This window comes from Streptomyces sp. SP18CS02, assembly GCF_036322365.1.
Taxonomy (GTDB): domain Bacteria; phylum Actinomycetota; class Actinomycetes; order Streptomycetales; family Streptomycetaceae; genus Streptomyces.
Map to the genome: position 1 here is coordinate 48,790 of NZ_JAQYXC010000288.1, position 22,056 is coordinate 70,845.

The 22,056-nt window shown below is 70.1% G+C and carries 18 protein-coding genes; 11 read left to right on the top strand and 7 right to left on the bottom strand.

Annotated elements, in window-relative coordinates; genetic code table 11:
- Positions 1-495 precede the first annotated feature (495 nt).
- From PUR26_RS18795 to PUR26_RS18805, 3 genes are all read left to right on the top strand, one after another.
- Positions 496-1,425 carry a carbohydrate ABC transporter permease gene (locus PUR26_RS18795; RefSeq protein WP_329873561.1) on the top strand — a complete coding sequence of 310 codons (930 nt, stop codon included), beginning with the start codon at positions 496-498 and terminating at the stop codon, positions 1,423-1,425.
- Between the two features lie 3 nt (positions 1,426-1,428).
- Complete coding sequence (locus tag PUR26_RS18800; RefSeq protein WP_329873562.1) at positions 1,429-2,373, top strand: carbohydrate ABC transporter permease; 945 nt, start codon at positions 1,429-1,431, stop codon at positions 2,371-2,373.
- A 100-nt stretch (positions 2,374-2,473) separates the two neighbouring features.
- Entirely contained in the window at positions 2,474-3,811 is a 1,338-nt protein-coding gene (locus PUR26_RS18805; protein ID WP_329873563.1) for an ABC transporter substrate-binding protein, read from the top strand.
- A 183-nt stretch (positions 3,812-3,994) separates the two neighbouring features.
- Here the strand turns inward: PUR26_RS18805 and PUR26_RS18810 are convergent, their stop codons facing one another.
- From PUR26_RS18810 to PUR26_RS18825, 4 genes are all read right to left on the bottom strand, one after another.
- Entirely contained in the window at positions 3,995-4,597 is a 603-nt protein-coding gene (locus PUR26_RS18810; RefSeq protein ID WP_329873564.1) for a peptidoglycan-binding domain-containing protein, read from the bottom strand.
- A gap of 388 nt (positions 4,598-4,985) precedes the next feature.
- Positions 4,986-6,107 (bottom strand): heparin lyase I family protein, encoded by a 1,122-nt coding sequence (locus PUR26_RS18815; protein ID WP_329873565.1) that lies wholly within the window; start codon positions 6,105-6,107, stop codon positions 4,986-4,988.
- Positions 6,108-6,514: 407 nt separating this feature from the next.
- Entirely contained in the window at positions 6,515-8,092 is a 1,578-nt protein-coding gene (locus PUR26_RS18820) for an RICIN domain-containing protein (protein ID WP_329873566.1), read from the bottom strand.
- A 304-nt stretch (positions 8,093-8,396) separates the two neighbouring features.
- Positions 8,397-9,644, bottom strand: a complete 1,248-nt coding sequence (locus PUR26_RS18825) for an ROK family transcriptional regulator (RefSeq protein WP_329873567.1) — start codon at positions 9,642-9,644, stop codon at positions 8,397-8,399.
- Positions 9,645-9,768: 124 nt separating this feature from the next.
- On the opposite strand from PUR26_RS18825, the gene PUR26_RS18830 reads away from it, so the two are divergent.
- Genes PUR26_RS18830 through dgoD form a run of 5 tightly spaced genes read left to right on the top strand, consistent with a single transcriptional unit; the run spans position 9,769 to position 14,250 of the window.
- Positions 9,769-10,734, top strand: coding sequence for an SMP-30/gluconolactonase/LRE family protein (locus PUR26_RS18830; RefSeq protein WP_329873568.1), 966 nt, complete (start codon positions 9,769-9,771; stop codon positions 10,732-10,734).
- A complete protein-coding gene (locus PUR26_RS18835; RefSeq protein ID WP_329873569.1) occupies positions 10,731-11,357 on the top strand; it encodes a bifunctional 4-hydroxy-2-oxoglutarate aldolase/2-dehydro-3-deoxy-phosphogluconate aldolase in 627 nt (208 codons plus the stop codon). Before PUR26_RS18830 ends, PUR26_RS18835 begins: the two co-directional genes overlap by 4 nt.
- The gene (locus tag PUR26_RS18840; RefSeq protein WP_329873570.1) at positions 11,354-12,295 is read left to right on the top strand and encodes a sugar kinase; all 942 of its coding nucleotides are present in this window, start codon (positions 11,354-11,356) and stop codon (positions 12,293-12,295) included. The genes PUR26_RS18835 and PUR26_RS18840 overlap by 4 nt, the downstream gene beginning before the upstream one ends.
- A 60-nt stretch (positions 12,296-12,355) precedes the next feature.
- Positions 12,356-13,108: an SDR family NAD(P)-dependent oxidoreductase gene (locus PUR26_RS18845; protein WP_329873571.1), complete on the top strand. Its 753-nt coding sequence runs from the start codon at positions 12,356-12,358 to the stop codon at positions 13,106-13,108.
- Positions 13,105-14,250 carry a galactonate dehydratase gene (gene dgoD / locus PUR26_RS18850; protein ID WP_329873572.1) on the top strand — a complete coding sequence of 382 codons (1,146 nt, stop codon included), beginning with the start codon at positions 13,105-13,107 and terminating at the stop codon, positions 14,248-14,250. The genes PUR26_RS18845 and dgoD overlap by 4 nt, the downstream gene beginning before the upstream one ends.
- A 190-nt stretch (positions 14,251-14,440) precedes the next feature.
- Here dgoD and PUR26_RS18855 read toward each other — a convergent pair whose 3' ends face one another.
- Both PUR26_RS18855 and PUR26_RS34700 read right to left on the bottom strand, forming a co-directional pair.
- On the bottom strand, positions 14,441-14,773 hold the full coding sequence (locus tag PUR26_RS18855) for a putative quinol monooxygenase (RefSeq protein ID WP_329873573.1): 333 nt from the start codon (positions 14,771-14,773) through the stop codon (positions 14,441-14,443).
- Positions 14,774-15,484: 711 nt separating this feature from the next.
- Entirely contained in the window at positions 15,485-16,315 is an 831-nt protein-coding gene (locus PUR26_RS34700) for a peptidoglycan-binding domain-containing protein (protein WP_443077117.1), read from the bottom strand.
- A gap of 787 nt (positions 16,316-17,102) precedes the next feature.
- Between PUR26_RS34700 and PUR26_RS18860 the strand changes: the two genes are divergently transcribed.
- A complete protein-coding gene (locus PUR26_RS18860) occupies positions 17,103-18,194 on the top strand; it encodes a polysaccharide lyase (RefSeq protein ID WP_329873574.1) in 1,092 nt (363 codons plus the stop codon).
- A 196-nt stretch (positions 18,195-18,390) separates the two neighbouring features.
- On the opposite strand, the gene PUR26_RS18865 is transcribed toward PUR26_RS18860, so the two are convergent.
- Positions 18,391-19,422 carry a zinc-binding alcohol dehydrogenase family protein gene (locus PUR26_RS18865; RefSeq protein ID WP_329873575.1) on the bottom strand — a complete coding sequence of 344 codons (1,032 nt, stop codon included), beginning with the start codon at positions 19,420-19,422 and terminating at the stop codon, positions 18,391-18,393.
- Positions 19,423-19,704: 282 nt separating this feature from the next.
- Between PUR26_RS18865 and PUR26_RS18870 the strand changes: the two genes are divergently transcribed.
- Together PUR26_RS18870 and PUR26_RS18875 are read left to right on the top strand one after the other, a co-directional pair.
- A complete protein-coding gene (locus PUR26_RS18870) occupies positions 19,705-20,067 on the top strand; it encodes a winged helix-turn-helix transcriptional regulator (protein WP_329873576.1) in 363 nt (120 codons plus the stop codon).
- Positions 20,068-20,988: 921 nt separating this feature from the next.
- Positions 20,989-22,038, top strand: a complete 1,050-nt coding sequence (locus PUR26_RS18875) for a substrate-binding domain-containing protein (protein ID WP_329873577.1) — start codon at positions 20,989-20,991, stop codon at positions 22,036-22,038.
- Positions 22,039-22,056 lie beyond the last annotated feature (18 nt).

The following is a 22,056-nucleotide window of genomic DNA, read 5'->3' on the forward strand; positions in this document are numbered from 1 at the left end:
GCCGGGCTGCCGTCCATGATTCCCGGCTCCCTGCCGCCCGTGCGCCGCCCGGTCACGAGCGCGCAGCCCGCGAGCTGTGGGTGGAACCGCCGGTCCGCAGGTGGAGACGGCGGCATGGCCGCGGGGCGAAGCCTCCGTTCCCTCAGGACCTGGCCCGCGGTGCGACCTGTGGAGCGAAGGAAGACGGCGGCGGGGGAGACGTCGTCCCACGTCGCGGGCGTCCTGCCGCGGCATCCCGCTGGACTCTGTCCGGCGCAGCCGAGGGGGCGGCTGCCTCGGGCCGCTGTGGTCCGGCGCTCCCGCACCCCGAACTTCGCTCCTCTTGGCCCTGTTTGCCGCTTGACGCCCCACAGTGGCGATGTCACCATCTCGCTACCGATGATTACGTAAACATTTCTTGTCGGGCCGCCCGCGGGCAAGCTGCCGTGGGCCTGATGCCACACGTCTCCTCCGCTTCCCAGACCTGTCGCTCAACGACACAAGGAACACCCCTCTATGACGCTCCTGCCGACGTCCGCGAAGGCGGCACCCCCACCCCGTTCGCGAGCACGAGCCCGATCCCGCAAGAACGCCCTTGTCGGCTGGGGGTTCGCCGGACCATTCGTCGCCGTCTTCGCGCTGGTGTTCCTGGCGCCGATCGGATACTCCCTCTACCTCACCCTCTACAGGGACCGCCTGATCGGTGGTACCTCGTTCGTCGGGCTCGACAACTACCGCCAGGCACTGACCGACGGGCAGTTCTGGGACGGGCTCGCCAGGGTCGCCCTCTTCCTGGTCGTACAGGTGCCCATCATGCTGGGGATCGCCCTGCTGGTCGCGCTCGCGATCGACAGCGGCCGTCTCTACGGCAAGGCGTTCTTCCGTATCGCGGTCTTCCTGCCCTACGCCGTGCCGGCGGTCGTCGCCAGCCTCCTGTGGGGGTTCATGTACGGCAACCGGTTCGGCCTGGTCGGCAACATCAACGACGCCCTGGGCGTCACCCTTCCCGATCCCCTTTCCCCGTCCTGGGTGCTCCTGTCCATCGGCAACGTCGTGACCTGGGAGTTCGTCGGCTACAACATGCTGATCTTCTACTCGGCCCTACGAGTCGTCCCGCGGTCGCTGTACGAAGCAGCGGCCATCGACGGCGCCGGGGAGTGGCGCGTCGTGCTGTCGGTGAAGCTTCCGGCGATCCGCAGTGCCCTGGTCATCGCGACGATCTTCTCGATCATCGGCAGCTTCCAGCTCTTCAACGAGCCGAGCATCCTCCAGGAGCTCGCCCCGAACGCGATCACCACCGACTTCACCCCCAACCTGTACGCCTACTCGCTGTCCTTCTCGGGGCAGCAGCACAACTACGCCGCGACCGTGGCGATCGTGATGGGTGTCGTCACCGCGATCATCGCCTATGCCGTCCAACTGCGCGGCATGCGGAAGAAGGGCTGACCGATGACCGCATCCGCCACCACCGACCGGGTCCGGCAGCCGGCCGTGGCGCCCCGACGGATACCGGCGCCCGAGCCCCGGCGTCGCCGCCCCAGTACCCCGCTCAACCCCCGGCGCAGCGTGCCGCTGACCCTGGTCACCGGACTCGTACTGGTCTACACGCTGCTGCCGCTCTGCTGGCTTGTGATCAACTCGACCAAGAGCAAGCGGGACCTGCTCGATTCGTTCGGTCTCTGGTTCGGCGAGGACGTCAACTTCTGGGACAACGTCTCCCGCACACTCGCGTACGACGACGGTGCCTTCGTGCGCTGGCTGCTGAACACTTTGCTCTACGTCGTCGCCGGGGCCGGGGGAGCGACGGTCCTCGCGGTGCTCGGCGGATACGCCCTCGCGAAGTACGAGTTCCCCGGCCGCAAGGCGATCTTCGCGGTGGTCATCGGAGCCGTCGCCGTCCCCGGCACTGCCCTGGCCGTACCCACCTTCCTGATGTTCAGCAACATGGGCCTGACCAACACCCCCTGGGCCGTCATCATCCCCTCCCTCATCTCGCCCTTCGGCCTCTACCTGATGTGGGTCTTCGCCTCCGAGGCGGTGCCGACCGAACTCCTGGAGGCCGCTCGCATCGACGGATCCGGGGAGTTGCGCACCTTCTTCCGCATCGCTCTGCCCCTGCTGATGCCGGGAACGATCACGGTGTTGCTCTTCTCGATGGTCGCGACGTGGAACAACTACTTCCTGCCCCTGATCATGATCAAGGACCCGGACTGGTACCCGCTCACCCTGGGGCTCGACGCCTGGAACGCCCAGGCCCAGACGGCGGGCGGTGAGGCGGTCTTCGATTTGATCATCACCGGATCGCTGCTCACCGTCCTGCCCATCATCGTGATCTTCCTGCTGCTCCAGCGGTACTGGCAGTCCGGCCTCTCCGCCGGAAGCGTCAAGGAGTGAAACCCACCTCCGCCTGTCCGGCCCGTCCCTCCACTCCTCCACCCCCTCCAGGCCTCCTTGCCCTCAGCCCCTCCTCGTAGACACACCGGGAGCACCATCCATGAGCACGAAGATCACCCGCAGGCTCGTCGGCGTCGTCGCGACGGTCTGCGCCCTGGCCCTCGGCGCCGCAGGCTGCGGTTCCTCCGCCGACGAAGCGTCCGGGGCCGGGAAGCAGGACATCGAGAACGCGTTGAAGCAGGGCGGGAAGGTGAAGGTGTGGGCCTGGGAGCCCACCCTGGCCAAGGTGGCCACGGACTTCGAGAAGAAGTACCCCAAGGTCGACATCGAGCTCGTCAACGCCGGCACCGGTGACAAGCAGTACACCGCACTGCAGAACGCTCTGGCCGCAGGCTCCGGCGCTCCCGACGTGGCACAGGTCGAGTACTACGCGCTGGGTCAGTTCGTGTTCGGCAAGTCCGTCGTCGACCTCGCCTCCTACGGCGCCCGCACCCACGAGCGGGCGTTCTCCGCCGGCCCGACCAACGCCGTGCGTGTCGGCGAGTCCATCTACGCCATGCCCATGGACTCCGGCCCCATGGCGCTGTTCTACAACAAGAAGGTCTTCGACAAGCACGGCATCAAGGTCCCGACGACCTGGGCGGAGTACACACAGGCCGCCCGTGACCTCCACAAGGCGGACCCGAAGGTCTTCATCACGAACGACACGGGCGACGCCGGTGCCACGACCAGCCTCATATGGCAGGCGGGCGGCCGGCCGTACAAGACCGAGGACGGCACCAAGGTCTCGGTCGACTTCACGGACGCGGGCACCAAGACGTATACGCGGACCTGGCAGCCGCTGCTCGACGAACATCTGGTGGCTCCCATCCGCTCCTGGAGCGACGAGTGGTACAAGGGGCTGGCCGACGGCACCATCGCGACGCTCTCCATCGGCGCCTGGATGCCGGCGAACTTCTCCTCCGGTGTCGCCACCGCCTCCGGTGACTGGCGAGTGGCTCCGCTGCCCCAGTGGACCAAGGGCAAGAACGTCAGCGCCGAGAACGGTGGCAGCTCCCTCGTGATGACGAAGGACGCCAGGACGAAGGAACTCGCCTACGCCTTCATCGAGTACGCGACGACAGGTGCGGGCGCCACATCACGCGTGGCCCAGGGAGCCTTCCCGGCAACCGTCGCGGATCTGGAGTCCAAGGCCTTCCTGGAGACGAAGTTCCCCTACTTCGGCGGGCAGCAGGCCAACCAGGTCTTCGCCGAATCCGCCCGGAACGTCGGCACCGGCTGGTCGTACCTGCCGTACCAGGTGTACGCCAACTCCGTCTTCAACGACACCGTCGGCAAGGCGTACGTGTCCGGCACGAAACTGGACGAGGGTCTGGAGTCATGGCAGCAGGCGAGTGTGAAGTACGGCAAGGACCAGGGCTTCAGCGTCGGCGAGTGACCAGGGCTTGGTGAAGGGGCGGACCTGCCGACGGCAGGTCCGCCCTCCTCCTGCGTCCGGGCCGGCGGTCGGCAACGCCGGGCATGGCCCCCTGCCGGGCCGACCGGCATGTGCCCCGACCCGGCCGGACCGGGTCGGGGACGGGCCCGCCGGCCTCGCGGCGCACCACGAAGCCGGCGGGTGTCAGGGTGTCAGGGATTCCAGCAGCCGCCGCGTGGCCGGACCGTACACCCCGGGTGGGTCCTCGTCGACGTCATGAGTCCTCTGGAATCGGTGGACCGCTTTTTGCAGGCGCCGGTTGTAGTGCTCCCGCTGGGGATAGGGCCACATTCCGACCCGCGCGAGCCGTTCCTGGAGCTCGGCGACCTCGGGACCCTGGTCGTGCCGGCGCAGCGTCGGCCCCTGGGCGGAGGCCGCCGGTGAGGCCGGGGCCGGGGCGACCGCGGTCCGCGCCGGCGCGGAGGCCGAGCTCGTGGCCGTGGCGGAGAGGGCCGGTGCCCGCGAGTCCAGGCCGTGCCGGGACGAGGGCGTGGTCCGCGCCTTCGCCGGGGGCGGGGGGCTGGTGCGGCCGGGGGCGGGTGGCGTACTCGGGCCTTCGACGACTGCGAGCAGGCTCGCCGAAGGGGCTCCTTTCGCCGCTTCGGTGTCCCCGCTTCCCGACAACGCGTATCCGCCCGCGATCGCGGCGGAGCCGACGAGGGTGGCGACTGCGGCGGTCAGGGGCGCCTGCCGTCGTCGCTTCGGGGGCCTGCGGCGTCCACGGCTCCTCGCCCTGGCCACCCTCACGGGCGGAGGGGGCGTCTCGACAAGGGGTGGGAGGCGATGATCCGGCCCTTCCCACGAAGGCTCCGACGCGGATGCGACGAAGGCCGGTCCCGCGTCCGGTACGGCGTCGGTCACCGGCAGATACGGCCGGACCCACTCCCGGCCGAACTCCGCCGACGCCTCGTCCGGCCCCGTGCCCTGTGTGTCGTGCGCCCTCACGCAGGCACAGGGGAAGCTGCTGCCGCACCGTGGGCAGAGAAGGGTGCTCACTGAACTCCTGTCGAATGTCGCACGACGCGCCCCCACGGGCGGCCGTCGCGCGGCTCCTGAGGACCTGTCACCGTACGAGCGGTGTCAGCACGGTCCTGCCGGCTGCCTTGCCTCGAAGTCGTACGGTGGGGCCGGGATGTCATGACGCGTCACGCGCTCTGTCGCGGGCGTCCCCTCCGGGACGGGCGCGACCCGTTCGGCGGCGGAGGATGAGAATGGCGGCGCCGGTCAGCGCCGCGACGCCGCCGACGGCTCCGATGACACGCATCTGGCCGGCGGTGCTGCCCGACGGGGGCAGGCCCGCCCCCGTGCGGGAACCGCCGGCGGTTTCGTGCCCCGAGGGCTTCTGGCCGGCCACTGCTTGCCCGGCGCCTGTCGTGTCCGGGAGGGAAGCGGTCGGTGTGGGAGGCGCCGAGGACGCCGAGGCCGTGGAAGGGGACAGGGCCGTCGTGGCCGGGCTGTTCCCCGCCGGACCGGAACCGGCCGTCGATATCCCGACTCCGGGGCCGCCGGTGATGGAGATGTCGTCGGCGTACAGCACCGCCTCCGGAAGGCCGGCGCGGTGGGGCGCTCCCTTCTCGGGCCGCCAGCCGGGGCGGTGGACGCCGATCCTGAAGTGCGGCGGTTGGCCACGGTGGTAGTTGTTGTTCCCACGGTGCGACCCGACCCGCACGCTGTCGCACATCGCGGTGATCGAACCCGGCACCGTTCCTGAGGACCATGTGATGTCGAAGTCCCAGTGGTTCCAGTGCCCCACCCGGGCCGGACCGAGCGGGCTGATCGTTTCCTGCCCGGCGCCCCGGCTCATCCAGTCGCCGTCATGGACGGCGAGTGCGACCACCGGCTTGATCGTCTTGGTGTCCGGCTGAGTGCTGAGCCATTGGGCGACGATGGTGTCGAAGTCCGTGTGCCGCCAGTCCTCCGGAAGGTAGTTGGCGAAGCTGAAGGGGTGGGTCCCGGACCCCAGACGTTTGACGGCCGGCTCGGGCCGGGAGGAGCGACCGTCATTGGGCACGTTGAAACGGGCCGCGCGCCCCGGCTTCCCGTCGGGTGCCGGGCCTTCGACGACGCCCCCGAATCCGTTGATGGCGGCGAACGGCCGGCTGTTGGTCGATGTGGATTCGAAGTCGTAGCCGACGGAGTCGGCGGCAACGGCCGCGGGTGCGGCGTGCGGGCCCCATGCCAGGAGTGCGGTGAGGGCGCATGTGGTCAGGACGCGGGCGCGGTGATCGCGTGGAAGCAGGGGCGGAGCGGGGGGCATGAGCGTTTCCTCGGGGTGAATGGGGTCGCCACTGGTTCGTGGACAGTGCGGCGAACAACGCCGATGCCGGTGCGACCTGAGCTGCATGGCGGTCCGGAAGGTGCGGTGGTACGACGGAGACCCGGGTCCCTGGGACGGACCCGTGTGCGCCTGCGGAGGGAGAAGCGGTCGGCCGTGCGGTGCGAGGCGAGAGGCTTCTCTTCGGCCGCCCGGTGAAGGCGCGCAAGCCGGATGCCGTGCGGGTGAGGACCGGCGTGCGTCGCCCCGGTTACTGATCTGTTCGCGTCAACAGATCGAGATGCTGAGTTTGAGTGGATTGTGACGGTCTGTCAAGGGATGTCGCGGGGTGAAACCTCCCGCGTTCGAATGGGAAGCGACAGTGAGCTCCGCGCCGGTCGGGCCGGCGCTCACGGTCCGGTGGGTTCTTTCCAGCGCTGCTGGGCGGAGGAATCAGCCGGTTCGAGGGTCACAGGTGTGCCGGGATCGCTGCCGCTTCCTGCCGTGAGGGCGAATCCGGGCCTGCCCACGGGCTCGATGCGGCCCATGGCGTCATGCGTGAAGACCAGGTTGTCGCCGCTTTCGCGGCCGAGGGCGCGGCAGGACCAGATGCCGACACCGAGGTGGCCGGAGCCCCGGGAGTCCATGCAGTAGTCGGTATGGGCGCGGTTGCGGAGGAGGCCGCTCTCGTCGAAGCGCCATTGTTGTGTCCGCGCACCGTCGCGGCAGGTCGTGGTGACGATGTCGACGCCGTTGGCGAAAACGCCGTCCTGGACGTCGAGGCACAGGCCGGTGGCGGCACTGACGGCAGGCACGAACGACGTCGCCCGGAACGGCACGTCGGATTTTGTCGGGGAGGGCGCTTCGTGTCCATCGGAGGGGCTGGGCGATGTCCGCCTGCCGGGCTGCTCGGCGGGGCGCGACACGGTGGGTGATGCCGAAGGAGGTGCGGGGGGCGGACGGTTCGACGCCGTCGCCGCTGACGTCGGGGCGGTTGCCGCGGTGCGCGTACCCGGGGTCGGAGCCCGGCTGTCGGCCCGGGACGTCGGGTCCCTGGGGGCGGGAGCCGTGGTCAGCAGCGCCACCGCCGTGGCGAGGGCGCTCACGGCACCGAGCAGACCCAGCGCTCCCTGCCACCTCATGCGGGGGATTCCGTTTCCGTGGTGACTCGCCGGAAGAGTTCGTCCGCTCGGGACCCGCACGGGCATGGGCACGGTGTTCTCCGTGTCCGCACCGGGAGCGCTGACCTTGGCGAGGTAGGCCGGGCCGAGCGGGCCCAGCAAGGCGTGTGCCAGGGCCGGACGAGGATCACGACGCAGGGTGCCGAGTCCGTCGAGCGTGGCCATGCAGTCGGGGCAGGCGTCGAGGTGCCCCGCGAGGTCAGGGTGACCGCGGACGTCCTGACGCCGGGAAGCGGCATCCAGCATGCGTCCGAAGGCGGCACACCCCGGTGTGGGGCGGCTGTCCAGATGGATGTGCAGAGTGGCGTCATGGCAGGACGCCAGCGCGCGCCGCACCAGGTCCGGGACGTTCTCCGGGCGGTCACCTGTCAGCAGTGCCACGCCGTCGTCGGGCTCGTCCTCGACCACGGAGTGCCATAGGAGTGCCTGCGTACGGGGGGACAACGCGGCGAATCCGCGAGCGAGTGCCGAAGAGGCGGTGTGCTTCGGCAGAGTCGTGCCGACCGCGGCCGGCGTCGCCTTAGCGGCGCCATCCCGCCGGACTTCGGTGTGCTCGGTGCGCACGTGCGTCAGGAGGAGAAGGCGCAGCGGCCGGTCGAGTACGGTGCGGCTCCTGGTCGTCGCGTGCCCATGCAGGCACGCGTCGAACGCCTCGTCCGCGGCTCGCCGGACGTCCGCTTCGTCGACGACGAACAGCCGGGCGTAGTCGGCGATGCGGTCCCAGTGGCGGTGACGCAGCTCGACGACGGCTGAAGGCCGGGACGTATCAGCGGCTTTCACCACCTCGTACAGCTCTTGGTCGGTCAATGCGCGTAGCGCGACATGATGGTGGCGTATGGGCACGAGAGAAACATCCTGCGGGGGGTGGGAGGTGACGTGCCCGGTATTGTGGGTGGTGGAACAACTGAGCGGTAGTGTTCCTGCCGGTAACTCCCTTCCGTGGTACGTCCCGTGCGAGAAGAGGAGGCTTCGATTCTCCTTCCGCTTCCCTGGGACGACCACCCCGTCCGGCCGACGGTGGCGGGGCGCCGGGGCGCACCCAGCGATGTGAGGCGGGTCTCGGCACGGCCACCGCCGCCCGGTGGCTGGACGTCACGCCGCGTTCCCTGCCTCAGGACGTGCGCGCCCTGGAGGCCCGCGCGGCACGGCGCCCCGCCGCCACCGGTCCGAACGTCTCACGGTCGTCGAGGAAGCCCTCCAGGGCGAAGGTGGCGGCCCCGAGGCTCACGGGATTGTCCGGCACGTCGCTCACCTGCAGTGTGAGCGCTTGCAGGGTCGCCGGCAGAGCGTTGGCGGCGATGACCTCGCGGGTCTGTCGCAGTAGTGGTTCGCCGAGCCGGTCCGCCACCCAGCCGCCGAGGACCAGAGCCTGCGGGTTGAAGAGGTTGAGGAGGTCGGCCGAGGCGGTTCCCAGGTGGTGGGCCGTCCGCGCCACGGTTTCGACGGCCACGGGCTCGCCCTCCGCGGCCGCACGGGCGATCGCCGTGATGGCGGTGGCCTCGTCGGCGTCCAGCAGAGGACTGCCGGGAGCCAGTTCCCGAACGGTCTGCACGATGCCGCGCGTGCTGACGTAGGCCTCCACACAGCCCCGCCTGCCGCACCGGCACTCCCGGCCGCCGGGGATGAGGCAGGTGTGCCCCCACTCCCCGGCGCTGTTGGTGGCGCCCCGGTACAACGCTCCGTCGACCGCGATGCCCGCGCCGACGCCTGCCCGGAGGGTCACCACGACGAGGTCGTCGACGTCGCGTCCGGCGCCGAACCACATCTCCGCGACGGTGCTGGCCTTGAGGGGGTTGTCCAGGTACAGGGGCATGGTGAGGTGCTCGGCGAGGAGGGTCCGCAGGGGCACGTCCCGCCAGGACCAGTACGGCGAGTACACCGATACCCCGCCCTCGCGCTCGACGAGCCCGGGAACGCTGACACCCGCTCCGAGGACGCGCCGCCCGTCCGTGGCATCCGCCAGCCCCCGGACTCCGGCCACGATGGTCTCGACCACCTCGTCCGGCCGTACGTCGGCCTGCGGCAACGGCAGCCGGACGCTCTGCAACACCGTCAGGGCCAGGTCGAACAGCTCGACCTGGACGGACGTCTCGGCGACGTCGATCCCGAACAGGGCACCACGGTCGGCGTTGATCGCGAGCCGCGCCCGCGGACGCCCGCCCTTCGAATCCTCGTGCCCGACCTCCAGAAGGACCCCCGCCTCCAGCAGCTCCGCGACGAGATTGGCGACGGTCGCGAAGGACAGCCCGGTGACCGTGGCGATCTCCTGCCGGCTCACCGGGCCGGGGGCGGCGAAGACGCACCGCAACGCGTCGAACCGGTTGCGGCGGCGGATGTCCTGGGCGGTGCGTCTCGCCATGGGGGCGTCCTTCCACGGAGGTCCTGGTGACGCGTCCGAGCTTATTCCGTCTGTTGGACGATGAGTATTTACATGGGTTAGAAGAAGTCGTAGAGTTCCGACGCCCAAGGTGAGGAGCCGCATCATGCAGTTGACCGCAGTCCCTTGCGCCCCGGAGCCGGGGCGTCTGACGGAGGGGCCCGTGTGGCACGCCGGGCGCGCGGAGTTGCTGTGGGTCGACATCACGGCCGGTCTCATCCACCGGGCGCCGCTGGTGGCCCGGGACGACGACAGCGGTCTGCCGGATCTGGGGCGCAGGGTCACCCTGAGCCTGGACCGGCCCGTCGGGGCGATAGCACCCTGCGCGTCCGGCGGACTTCTCGCCGCCGCCGGTACGGCGTTCCTGCGCGTCGACGACAGGGGTGGACAGAGCGAGTTCGCCGCTCCCGTGCTACCCGACGACGGGACGCCCCGACGGATGAACGACGCCAAGTGCGACCCCCAGGGGCGGCTGCTCGCCGGAACGATGGCCTATGACGTGACTCCCGGAGCGGGCGCCCTCTACCGTCTCGACCCCGGCGGTGCCGTGGTGACCCTGCTCGATTCGGTCACCATCTCCAACGGCCTGGGCTGGAGCCCCGACGGCCGGCTCATGTACTACGCGGACAGCCCGACGCGCCGCGTCGACGTCTTCGACCACGACCCCGTCACCGGCGCGCTCTCCGCTCGACGTCCCTTCGCCGGCACCGGTCCCACCGGCGAGCCGGACGGCTTGTCCGTCGACACCGAAGGCCGCGTCTGGGTCGCGGTGTGGGGGGCCGGCCAGGTCAGGGCGTACACGCCCGACGGCGCACTGCACGCAGTCGTGACCGTCCCCGCCTCACAGGTGTCCAGCTGTGCCTTCGCCGGACCGGACCTGGACGTCCTGGTGATCACCACCGCGTCCGAAGGACTGTCCCCCGAGCAGCTCGCCAAGGAGCCGCTCGCGGGCCGGATCTTCGTCTGCCGGCCGGGTGCCACCGGACTGCCCATCCCGTCCTTCGCCGACGACCCGGCGCACCCGCCCACCCCCTCCTTCGCCCCTCACGACCTCCGAGGTTCCTTGTCATGACGGATCTGAACACCGCGCTCGACGCCGCCCCCGTGATCGCGATCCTGCGCTCGGGCTCGCCCCGCCACTTCGCCGCCACCGCCGACGCCCTTCACGAGGCAGGCATCCACGCCGTGGAGTTCACGCTCACCACTCCGGGCGTCCTGCACGCGCTGCGGGAGTACGCCCGGTCCAAGCCGGCCGCACTGGCTCTCGGCGCGGGAACCGTCATGACGCCGTTCGACGCGCAGCGCGCCGTGGAGGCCGGTGCCACCTACCTCATCACCCCGGCGACCTGCCCCGACGTGATCAGGGAGGCACGCCGCCTCGGCGTACCCGTGTTGCCGGGCGCGCTGACGCCGAGCGAGATCGCGACCGCGTGGCGCGAGGGCGCCACCATGGTCAAGCTCTTCCCCGCCTCCATCGGCGGGCCCGAGTACCTGCGGGCCGTCCGCGCACCCCTGCCGCACATCCCGCTGGTCCCGACCGGGGGCATCGGACTCGCCCAGGCCGCGGATTATCTGGCGGCCGGTGCCACGGCCCTGGGCATGGGAAGCCCCCTGGTCGGAGACGCCTGCGAGGGCGGCGACCTGCACGCCCTGCGCGAACGGGCCGCCACGCTGCTGGACGGCGTACGCTCATGACGGCGCTCGTCACACTCGGCGAGGCGATGGCCGTGGTGGCCGCGACACAGCCCGGCCCGCTGGCTTCCGGCGCCTCACTGCGTCTGGCGTTCGCGGGCGCGGAGGCCACGGTCGCCATCGGGGTCAGCCGCCTCGGGCACCGGGCGTCTTGGACCGGACGGGTCGGGGCCGACAGTTCCGGCACGATGATCCTCGACGGACTGCGCGGCGAAGCCGTGGACGTCACCCGCGCACGCGTCGACGACACCGCGCCGACCGGCCTCATGCTGCGCGAACGCCGCACCTCCGACCACACCCGCGTCACCTACTACCGGCGCGGACTCGCCGGCGCCCGCCTCGCCCCCGAGGACATCGACGCGGAACTGGTGTCCCACGCGAGGGTTCTGCACATCACGGGCATCACTCCGGCCCTTGGCGACGCTCCCCGGGCCGCGGTCCGGCGCGCCGTCGAACTCGCCCGCGCGGCAGGTGTCACCGTCTCCCTGGACCTCAACCACCGCGCGCTGCTGTGGTCCCGGCAGGAGGCCTCGGCCGAACTGACAGAGCTCGCCACCCTCGCCGACATCGTCTTCGCCGGTCCGGACGAGGCCGCACTGGTCGTCCCCGAGGCCGAGCCCGCCGCCATGGCGCGCGCCCTGCTGCGACTCGGTCCGCGGGAGGCGGTCCTGAAGCTCGGCGCCCGAGGAGCTCTCGCGGCCGCCGGCGACGAGGTGACCGTCCAGGGCATCGTGCCGGTCACACTGGTGGATCCGATCGGCGCCGGAGACGCCTTCGTCGCCGGATACCTCGCCGGTCTCCTCGACGGCGCACCCGTCCCCGGCCGCCTTCGGCTCGCCGCCACATGCGGGGCCTTCGCGGTCTCGGCGCCCGGCGACTGGGAGGGCCTGCCCCGCCGCGACGAGCTGGACCTCCTCGACGGCGAGGACGTCGCACGCTGACCGGCGGCGTCCCTCCACCGGCACCCCTCCAGCCCACGACAGCACAGGAAGCCATCAGCCATGAACCGATTCACAGGGCGCACCGCCGTCGTCACCGGCGCCTCGTCCGGCATCGGCGCCGCCGCCGCCGTACGTCTGGCCGCCGAAGGAGCGGCAGTCGTCCTCGCCGACATCGCCCAGGAAGCCGGCACGGCCCTCGCGGGGAAGATCCGCGCCTCCGGCGGACGCGCCGCCTTCGTCCGGTGCGACGTCTCCTCCGAACAGGAGTGGCACCATCTGAGGGATCGTGCCCACGCGCTGTTCGGCCGTGTCGACATCGTGCACAGCAACGCCTTCACCCACACCCACGCGCCGGCCCATGAGTTGTCCGGCACCGCGTGGGACCGCGAGATCGCCGTCAATCTCAAAGCGCTCTACCTCGCCGTACGGACGTTCCTCGACGACCTGCGCACCGCCCGCGGCTCCTTCGTCGCCACCTCCAGCGTTCACGCGCTGTGCAGCCTGCCCGGCTACCCGGCATACGCGGCCGCCAAGGGAGGCATGTGCGCGCTCATCCGGCAACTCGCCGTCGAGTACGGGGAGGACGTGCGCTTCAACTCCGTGCTCCCCGGCCCCATCCTCACCGAGAACTGGGAGGACGTGGACGAGGAGGGCCGCCTGCTCTCCGCCCGTGCCACGGCCCTCGGACGGCTCGGCCACCCCGAGGAGGTGGCCGCCGCCGTCGCCTTCCTCGCCTCCGACGACGCCTCGTACATCACCGGCACGAACCTGACCGTGGACGGCGGCTGGGCCGTGAAGAAGGAGTCCAAGTGAAGATCACATCCCTGCGCACCTATATGGTCGCCCCCCGCTGGTGCTTCCTGCGCGTGGACACCGACGAGGGTGTCACCGGCTGGGGCGAGCCGGTCGTCGAGGGCCGCGCACACACCGTCGCGGCCGCCGTCGAGGAGCTCTCCGACTACCTCATCGGTCAGGACCCGATGCGTATCGAGGACCACTGGCAGGTCCTGACCAAGGGCGGCTTCTACCGCGGTGGCCCGGTGCTGTCCAGCGCGGTCGCCGGTATCGACCAGGCGCTGTGGGACATCACCGGCAAGGCACTGGGCGTTCCGGTGTGGCAGCTGCTCGGCGGCCACGTCCGGGACCGGGCGCGGGTGTACAGCTGGATCGGCGGCGACCGTCCGACCGATGTCGCGGAACAGGCGGCGGCCCGCAAGGCCGAGGGCTTCACGGCGATAAAGATGAACGCCTCCCCCCAGCTGGAGCTGATCGACACGCCCCGGGCGGTCCAGGACATCGTCGACCGGGTGGCCGGTGTCCGCTCGGCGGTCGGCGACGCGTTCGACATCGCCGTGGACTTCCACGGCCGGCTCACCCTTCCCATGGCCCGGAGGGTGCTTCCCCTGCTGGAACCGTACCTGCCGTTCTTCGTCGAGGAACCCGTGGTGCCCGAGATGAGCGCCCACATCGGCGAGGTCGTACGCTCCACCAGCATCCCCATCGCGACCGGTGAACGGCTCTACTCCCGCTGGGACTTCAAGCCGGTGCTCCAGCAGGGGATCGCGGTGGCCCAGCCCGACCTCTCGCACGCCGGCGGCATCTCCGAGGTACGGCGGATAGCGGCGATGGCGGAGGCCTATGACGTCTCCCTGGCCCCGCACTGCCCGCTCGGCCCGATCGCGCTCGCCGCCTGCCTCCAGGTGGGCTTCGCCACCCCCAACCTCCTGATCCAGGAGCAGAGCCTGGGCATCCACTACAACGCCGGGTCGGACCTGCTGGACTACCTCGTCGACCCGTCCGTCTTCCGGTACGAGGACGGGCACGTCGCCCTGCTCACCGCCCCCGGGCTGGGCATCGACGTCGACGAGAAGGCCGTCGAGCACGCCGCCGAGACCGGCCACCGCTGGCGCAACCCGGTCTGGCGGCGCGCGGACGGTTCCCTGGCCGAGTGGTGAGAGACGTCGGCGGGCCGGCCCGCCGACCGCCTCGTACGGCGGCTCCGGCACAGCCGCAGTCACCGGCGCCACGGTCACGAGCGGTCGAGTGGGACCCCTGCCGGGTGACGGCACCGCTGCCACGGGCCGCCTGACGGATGTCGCCGACGCCACGCAGGGCCCGGGGCCGAGTGGGCCGGGACATCGCTGATCAGGTGTGCGACGGTCGGGCGCCGGGTACCGCGTTCAGCCGGGTCAGCCGGATCGGTTCCTCCAGCAGTTCGTCGAAGCGGGCGGCGAAGGCCCTGAAGTGGGGCGTCGCCATGTGGAAGTCGAGTGCTTCCTGGTCCGCCCAGGTCTCACGTACGTAGAACGTCCCTGGCTCGTCGTGCAGTTCGAACAGCGTGTAGTCGGAGCATCCCTGCTCGGCGCGGGACGGTTCGACCAGCGCCGCCAGGGCGCTGAGCAGCGATGCGCGCTGTGACGGCCGCGCCTTCACTTTCGCGAGGGCCATCAGCGGTTGGGGAGACGGGGTGTGGGTCACGGGTAACTCCTTGACGCGGCTCGGTCCGGCCGGCCGCTGATGTCGGGACGACTCATGGTGCGACAGCCACGCGCCGTTCACCTGCGGTGCGTGGACGTCGGAGGGCCGGAAGGAGTCGTCGATGGTGTGATGTGCGGGCCCTCGGATCGTGTGGATCCACGGCGGGGCCGCCGTTGGTGTCGCCGACGGCCTGTACGGGGGCCTTTCCGGTCACATGACTGTATGAGGCGCTGGCTGGTTACCCGCAAGGAGAGCAGCTTTCCTCCGGGTAACCGAGGCGAAGCCGACCGCGGGCCCGCTCGGCGATCGCCGCAGCCGACACGTGCCGTGGCCGGCGTGCCACGGGGGTCCGGGTGGCTGCGAGGCCGCTCACCGCGCCGGCGGGCCGGCACACGACGGTCAACCGGCCGACCGGAGCTTCTGTGAGGGCTCCGCTCCCGGCGGCCGACGACTGTCGCCGCGCCGTGTTCGCGGGCTGGAAGAGCGATCGCGTGGTTCTCCTCGCCGGTCGGCGATGGGACACGTCCGACACCGGGACACGGTAGGGCGCGGTGGGCGGCTGCTTCGACGACCCATGGAGAGAGCCACGAAGACGCGTCGAGAATCCTGTCGTCAGCAGGTGTTGGGAACCCCGTTCCGCCAGACCGCTCTCAAGAGCTCGAAGGAGCGCGGCAATGGGCTTCCGGGGGAGCGCCCACGGGGGCGACGCCGTCATGACGTCATGGATTCCAGAAGCCGTCGAGTGGCTGGTCCGTAGACCCCGGGTGTGTCTCCGCGCACGCCGTGATCGGTCTGGAACCGTTGCACCGCGTCGTACAGATGGCGGTTGTAGTGACCTCGTTGCGGATAGGGCCACAGGCCGATCTGTGTGAATCGTTGCTGCAGTTCGACGACCTCGGGCCCTCGGTCGTGTCGGCGCAACGTCGGCCCTTGGGCGGAAGTCGCCGGCGCGGGTGATGTCGTCGTGGTATCCGGGCTGCCCTGCGCGGGCGAGGGGGCCGTCGCCGCGCCCGTGCCCGTGGAGGCGGCTGGACGAGAAGCCGAAGCCGAGGCCGATGACGACGTCCCCACCAGGTCGTAGCCAGGTGTCGGCGTGGTCCGTCCGGGGGTGCCCGGTGGCGTACCGCGGGCATGGTCCGGCGAGGGTGAACCGGCCGAGTCCTCGCCCGGGTCGAGCACTTCGAGCCGGCTGGCAGGGGGGCGTTCCATCACCTCGGTGGTGTCCGAGCCGCGAGAGAACGTGTACGCACCCGCGATCGCGGCGGAGCCGGCGAGCGTGGCCAGGGCCGCGGTGAGCTGGAGGGCTCGTCGTGGCTTGCGCGCTCTGTGTGGTCTGCGGTGTGACGCCCTGGTCATGGCCACGGGCGGGAGGGTGTCTTCCGCGCCGGGCGACAGGTGGGGCTCTTGGACTACTCGCGGTATCACCCAGGTGACGGTGGTGGTGGCGGTCCTCCCGTCGCCCGGCACGCCTTCATGGATGGTGAGGTACGGCCGGACCCACTCCTGGTCGAACTCCGCGGCAACTTCCCCCGGACGCGTCATGGCGGCTGCGTGTGCGGCGGCGCAGGCACACTGAAAGCGGCCGCCGCACTGCGGGCAGAGAAGAGTGCTCACTGAACTCCTGTCGACTGTTTCAGGACATGTTCACGGGTTGCCGTCACGCGACGCGCGTGGACGAGGAGACGCGGGAGCCCGGATGGGAAGCCTCGCAGAGCCTTCGCTGCAAGGAGTGCGGGTCGGGCTGTCTCGTGGGTAGTTGGCGAAGATACTGTGTGCAGGGCGTGGCAAACCAGCCAAGCTGCGGCTCATTTGGTAACGATCTGCTAAATGTCAACGTCTCACGCGTCGCCGTAGCGCGGCCAAGGTTCCGTCGGCCACACCCACAAGGCCGACGGTCGTCCCGGCAAGGGGCGACAGGCGGCTCGACAGCAGCCCTGGGGAATCATCACCACGAACCGGCGCGCCAACCCGGTTCCGTCTCCCTGCCCGTTCCAAAGCCCGTCTCAGCACGCACGGAACACCGTGGGTGGGCAGGGTGTCCGCCCGGTCCCCTGTCACCGCATCCGGTCTCACTTCGATGCACATCGGTACCCGGCGGTAGATGACCTGACCCTGTCAGTGGTATTCCTTTCGGTGTCGATCATGCCCGGGCTTGACCAGCCCATGGGCGAGCTCGACCATGCGTCCGGCTGAAATGCCACCACCACACTCCGGTTGTCGGAGCCGTCGCCCGTCATGTCTTCCACACCCCGCGAGCGATGCCCGAGGTGCGCTCCGACTGCGCCCCTTGCGACCACGCCACCCCGCACACCTGCCCCAAGGATGTTCCATGCTCCAGCGTTACAGTCGTCGGCGTACGGTCGGCACGGTTCTGGCAGTCGGTCTGTCGATGGGAGCCGCCTCGACCGGAACCGCTGCCGCCAAGGCTCCCGGCCCCGTCCCCTTCAGCGATGACTTCGAAGCCGGCGGGACCACCCTCTGGCCCCGCAAGGGAATCGAGGGCACCGGCACCGTGGGCGTTACCGCGGCGCCCGGCGGCCGCGCAGGCAAAGCCGCTCGGTTCACCATGCCCGACGACGGGAAGTCCTTCCGCTCCGAGATAGCCACCGGGCGTCTGCCCTACGGCAGTTACCGGTACTCCTTCTCCAACTACCTGCCCAGTGACTGGGCGCCTTACGGCAACATGACCATCGTCTCCCAATGGCACGGTGGGACCGGTACCATTCCCGCGATCGCGCTCGCGGTCAAGGGTGACAGGTGGACGATGGACACCCACTGGAAAGTGGGTTCCGGGGCGGTGACCGGACTCAAGCAGGATCTCGGCAAGGCGACGTTCGGGCAGTGGAACCGATGGGTCTTCGACGTCACCTGGTCCACCGAGACCACTCCGGGCTCCATCACCGTGTGGCGCGACGGCGTGAAGGTCGGGTCGCGCCAAGGCCCCAACAGCTACCACCAGGACACCGCTCCGTATCACAAGATCGGTTTGTACCGGCCGAACTGGAAGGCGTCGAAGGGGCACGTCAGGGGCGGTACCGCCCCCGTGGTGACCTACTACGACGACATCAGCATCACGGCCCTCTCCCCGGATGCGGGCGAGCCCGGGGCCGCCCCCGGCCGGCCCGCCACGCAGCCTCCGACAACACCCGCGCCAGGACGGCCTCAGGTGCCGGCATCAGCGTCCGCGTCACCGTCGACGTCGGCCCCGGTGCCGGCGTCGGCACCGGAACCGGTCGCGTCGGTGTCTCAGCCGAGCGGAAGCGCGGGGGGCGGCGCCCCTGAGAGCGCCACGCGCCCCCTGGCGAAAACCGGCACCCCCGAGCACCTGCCACTCATTCTCGGGTTCGGCGGGGCCCTGCTCGGCGCGGGCGTCCTCATCGCCGTCCGCAGCCGAAGGAACGCCGCGCGCCGGACCGGCTGACGCCGAGCCGGCGCGTAGGGGAGCCGGGGCACCGCCCCCGTCTCCCGCCCGTGGGGCCCTGAAGGGGGCGACGGCAGGAAGCGCATCGTTCTGCGGATGAGCGCCACCGGCGGGGGAGGCACGGCGACGAAGGGCAAGCGGCGACGGCCGGCCGTCGGCTCCCACCCGGGAAGATGCGGACGTCCCTGCCGGCGGGTCAGAAGCCCGTGAGCGTGATCTTGCCGATCGCACTCCCGGATTCCATGATCTGGTGGGCTTCGCGAAGGTGGGCGGCGTTGATCGTGCCGAGGTCCTTCGTGGCCGTCGTGGAGACGGTGCCCGCGTCCACGAGCTCGGCGACACGCGTGAGGATCTGGTGCTGGGTCACCTGGTCGGGAGTCCGGTACAGCGAGCGGGTGAACATCAACTCCCAGTGGAAGGAGATGCTCTTCGACTTCAGCAGGCCGATCTCCACCGGACCGAAGTCGTCGATGGCGACGAGCCGGCCGAACGGCTTGAGCATGTCCGCGTAGGCCGCGAGGTTCCGGTCGGTCCCGGCCGTGCTGAAGACGTATCCCACTCCGTCAGGTGCGACCTCGGCCACTTGGTCCGGCAGCGGGCGGTGGTGGTCGACCACGTGCGTGACGCCCATCCGGCGGGCGAACGCGACCGTCTCGGGCCGTGACGCGGTTCCGATCACCGTCAGACCGGTGAGCGCGCGGGCGAGCTGTGCCACCATCGCGCCCACACCGCCTGCCGCCGCGGTCACGAGCAGTGTGCCGGTCTGCTCCGGAGCCCCTTCGCGCAGACCCAGCCGTTCGAAGAGACCCTCCCAGGCGGTGAGCGAGGTGAGCGGCAACGCCGCCGACTCGGTGAAGGAGAGCGTGGCGGGCTTTCGCCCGACGATCCTCTCGTCGACGACGTGGAAACGCGCGTTGGTACCTGGCCGGTCGAGGGCACCGGCGTAATAGACCTCGTCGCCGACCGCGAACAGCGTGACGTCGTCGCCGACCGCGACGACCGTTCCCGCGGCGTCCCAGCCCAGCACCCTGGGCTCCCCGCCCGGAACGCTGCTCTGGCGCACCTTGTAGTCGACCGGGTTGACCGCGACGGCCTCCACCTGGACGAGCAGGTCACGTGGGCCCGGCTGCGGAACCGGCAGTTCGACGTCCACGAGGCTCGCGTCGTCCTGGAGCGGCAGGCTTTCGCGGCAGGCGACTGCCGGCATCGTCTTGGGGGTGTCACTCATGCTGGATCTCCTCACTGTGGTCACTGCTGGTGGCGGGCTGCCCGCGGAACGCGCCCTGGGGATACCCGAAGCGCGTGGAAACCCGTGGTGGAAGGGGTTCGCCCGTGTCGTGCATCGTCGCCCGGTAAGGGCCGCCTGGCACGGACCCGGCTGCGGCGCGTGCCTGGGCAAGGCCGGCGATCACCTTCCGCAAGGTATCCGCAGGAGGGCAGTAACCTGCAAGGGAAGCTACTTTCCTTTGGGAAACATCGAGGTAGAAGCAATGAAAGGTGGGTACGACCGATGGATACGGGATGCACGGCCGCCCGGCACGACGTCTACGCGGCGCAGTGCCCGTGCCGTGAGGTGCTCGACCTGCTGGCCAACAAATGGTCGGCACTCGCGATCGGGGCCTTGGAAGAGGGACCACAGCGCTTCGGTGCTCTCCGGCGCCGTCTGGAGGGGGTCAGCCCGAAGGTGCTGACCAACACGCTACGTCGTCTGGAGGAGAGGGGATTCGTCGATCGGACCGTCTATCCGGCGGTGCCGCTGCACGTGGAGTACGCGCTCACCGAGCTCGGCCACAGTGTCGCGGAGCCACTGCGACAGCTCCGGACCTGGGTCGAGGTCCACCTCGACGACATCCGCGGCGCCCGGACGCCATAGGTCGCGTCCGCGGGGTCTCGCTCCGCCCGCGGCGTCTCGCACGCTCCCCTCGTACCCCTCCGATGCGGGAGGGGCCCCATGTCGCTGTGACGCTCGTTGATGGGCGGATCGCGCCTCGCTGCCGCTGGGGTGATCCGTCCGCGCGCCGCAGGGAGGCGGCGTGCAACGGCCGGCTCGCCGATGGGCGGCCGGCCGACTTCTCGGATCGGCCTGACACGGTGCCCGAGGCGCCGCGAAGGGCTGAGGCCTCAACGATCGCAGCAGACCGGTCGACCGACGGTCCGCCGGCGTGATGCTGGGCTTCGTCACGAGGTTCGGCTCCTGGCCGGCTCACGTCCTGGCTGCCTCAGGCCTTGATCATGAGTGCACAGAATCAAACATCTGTGGTGGAAAGTCAACGCCCCTGCATTCGGTGCGGCAAGGGGCGTGCCGATGCGGGCGCGGGCGGTACGGGGGAGGGCCGGGCTGGAGGGGGACGGCGCCCGCGCGGCGCCTCTCGGGTTCGGCATGGGCCGTTTCTCATGGTTTCACCTTCAATCAATTGCCCATCAAGGGTGCCCCGCGGGGCAACTGCCGCGTGGGCCGGGGATTTGGGGTCGAAGGCGGCTCGTAGGTCACGGCGATGCATCAATCCGAGACCTGCCCTTCATCCTGTTGACTTCTGACGGAAACAGCGATTTTCTCTGTTGCATCAAGTTCGAAACCGACCGGCTGCGGTGACTTCAACGTGAGGTCGAACAGCCGAAACACCGGGCCAGCCCGACACGTGGAGTCGGAACGCACGGTTCCTTCTCCTTATCCGGCACTGCCCGGCCCACGGCCGTCGGCAGCGAACGCGGCGACGGCCGATGCGAAACCCCATCACCTGGCGCGAGCCTCACCGGTCGGTCCTGTGCCGCCCGTCCAAGCAAAGGGAATGACATGCTCACTCACCACAACCGCCGACCGGTGGCGGCCGCGGCAGTCGGCCTGGCCGCGATGCTCGTCCTGTCCGCCTGCTCCAGCGGCCAGGAGACGAAGGCCGAAGGCACCGATGTGGCGAAGGTCGACGGGAAGATTTCCCTGACCTACCTTCAGAAGCAGGGTGATCAGGAGTACTTCATCGGTGAGGCCGCCGGCGCCAAGGCCAAGGCCGACGAGCTCGGGGTCGACCTGAAGATCGTGAACCTGGGCAACGACGCGAACAAGACCGTGAGCGAGGCCCAGGCGGCGATCTCGCAGAAGAGCAACGGGCTGATCGTCGTCGTTCCCGATCCGGCTGTGGGGCCGCAGGTCGTCCAGCTGGCGAAGAAGGCGAAGGTGGCGCTCCTGACCTCGGACGACCAGATCTGTAGCAGCGGCCCGAACCCGACCACGTGTGGCCCCGACGACCTGGTGCCGCGGATCGGGTTCAGCGGTGAGCAGATGGGCGGTGAGGTCGGCAAGCGCGCCGCCGAGGAGTTCAAGAAGGCCGGCTGGAATCCTGCCGAGACGCGCACCATCTCGGCGTGGAAGCAGGACGTCACCGTCTGCACCGATCGTGTGAACGCCTCGAAGAAGGCGTTCGCTCTGGCGGCCGGCGCCAACGTGGCCAACATCGACGTGCCGACGGACAACAGCCCGACGGGTGCGCAGGACAAGATAGCCGCGACCATCACGGCGAACCCGTCGGTCAAGCACTGGGTGGTGTGGGGCTGCAACGACGAGAACGTCCAGGGTGGTGTCACCGCGCTGGAGAACGCCGGCTTCAAGGCGAACGACGTGATCGGTGTGGGCCTCGGCGCCTATCTCGCCTGCAAGAACTGGAGCTCGGGCAAGCCCTCCGGGATGAAGGCCGCGCTCTTCATCAACGGCAAGGACGTCGGTGCCCTGGCCGTTCAGACCATGTACGACAAGCTCAAGAACGGCAAGGACTTCCCGAAGGAGGCCTTCGCGCCGACGAAGATGGTCGACGCCTCCAACTGGAAGGCAGCCGGCGTCACCTGCGGCTGACTCACCACCACCGCCCGG

Coding starts and splice junctions, on each gene's coding strand:
- PUR26_RS18830 (WP_329873568.1), top strand. CDS start 9,769: ATGCAGTTGACCGCAGTCCCTTGCGCCCCGGAGCCGGGGCGTCTGACG.
- PUR26_RS34700 (WP_443077117.1), bottom strand. CDS start 16,315: ATGACGCGTCCGGGGGAAGTTGCCGCGGAGTTCGACCAGGAGTGGGTC.
- PUR26_RS18870 (WP_329873576.1), top strand. CDS start 19,705: ATGGATACGGGATGCACGGCCGCCCGGCACGACGTCTACGCGGCGCAG.
- PUR26_RS18840 (WP_329873570.1), top strand. CDS start 11,354: ATGACGGCGCTCGTCACACTCGGCGAGGCGATGGCCGTGGTGGCCGCG.
- PUR26_RS18825 (WP_329873567.1), bottom strand. CDS start 9,644: ATGGCGAGACGCACCGCCCAGGACATCCGCCGCCGCAACCGGTTCGAC.
- PUR26_RS18845 (WP_329873571.1), top strand. CDS start 12,356: ATGAACCGATTCACAGGGCGCACCGCCGTCGTCACCGGCGCCTCGTCC.
- PUR26_RS18805 (WP_329873563.1), top strand. CDS start 2,474: ATGAGCACGAAGATCACCCGCAGGCTCGTCGGCGTCGTCGCGACGGTC.
- PUR26_RS18835 (WP_329873569.1), top strand. CDS start 10,731: ATGACGGATCTGAACACCGCGCTCGACGCCGCCCCCGTGATCGCGATC.
- PUR26_RS18865 (WP_329873575.1), bottom strand. CDS start 19,422: ATGAGTGACACCCCCAAGACGATGCCGGCAGTCGCCTGCCGCGAAAGC.
- PUR26_RS18800 (WP_329873562.1), top strand. CDS start 1,429: ATGACCGCATCCGCCACCACCGACCGGGTCCGGCAGCCGGCCGTGGCG.
- PUR26_RS18860 (WP_329873574.1), top strand. CDS start 17,103: ATGCTCCAGCGTTACAGTCGTCGGCGTACGGTCGGCACGGTTCTGGCA.
- PUR26_RS18815 (WP_329873565.1), bottom strand. CDS start 6,107: ATGCCCCCCGCTCCGCCCCTGCTTCCACGCGATCACCGCGCCCGCGTC.
- PUR26_RS18795 (WP_329873561.1), top strand. CDS start 496: ATGACGCTCCTGCCGACGTCCGCGAAGGCGGCACCCCCACCCCGTTCG.
- PUR26_RS18875 (WP_329873577.1), top strand. CDS start 20,989: ATGCTCACTCACCACAACCGCCGACCGGTGGCGGCCGCGGCAGTCGGC.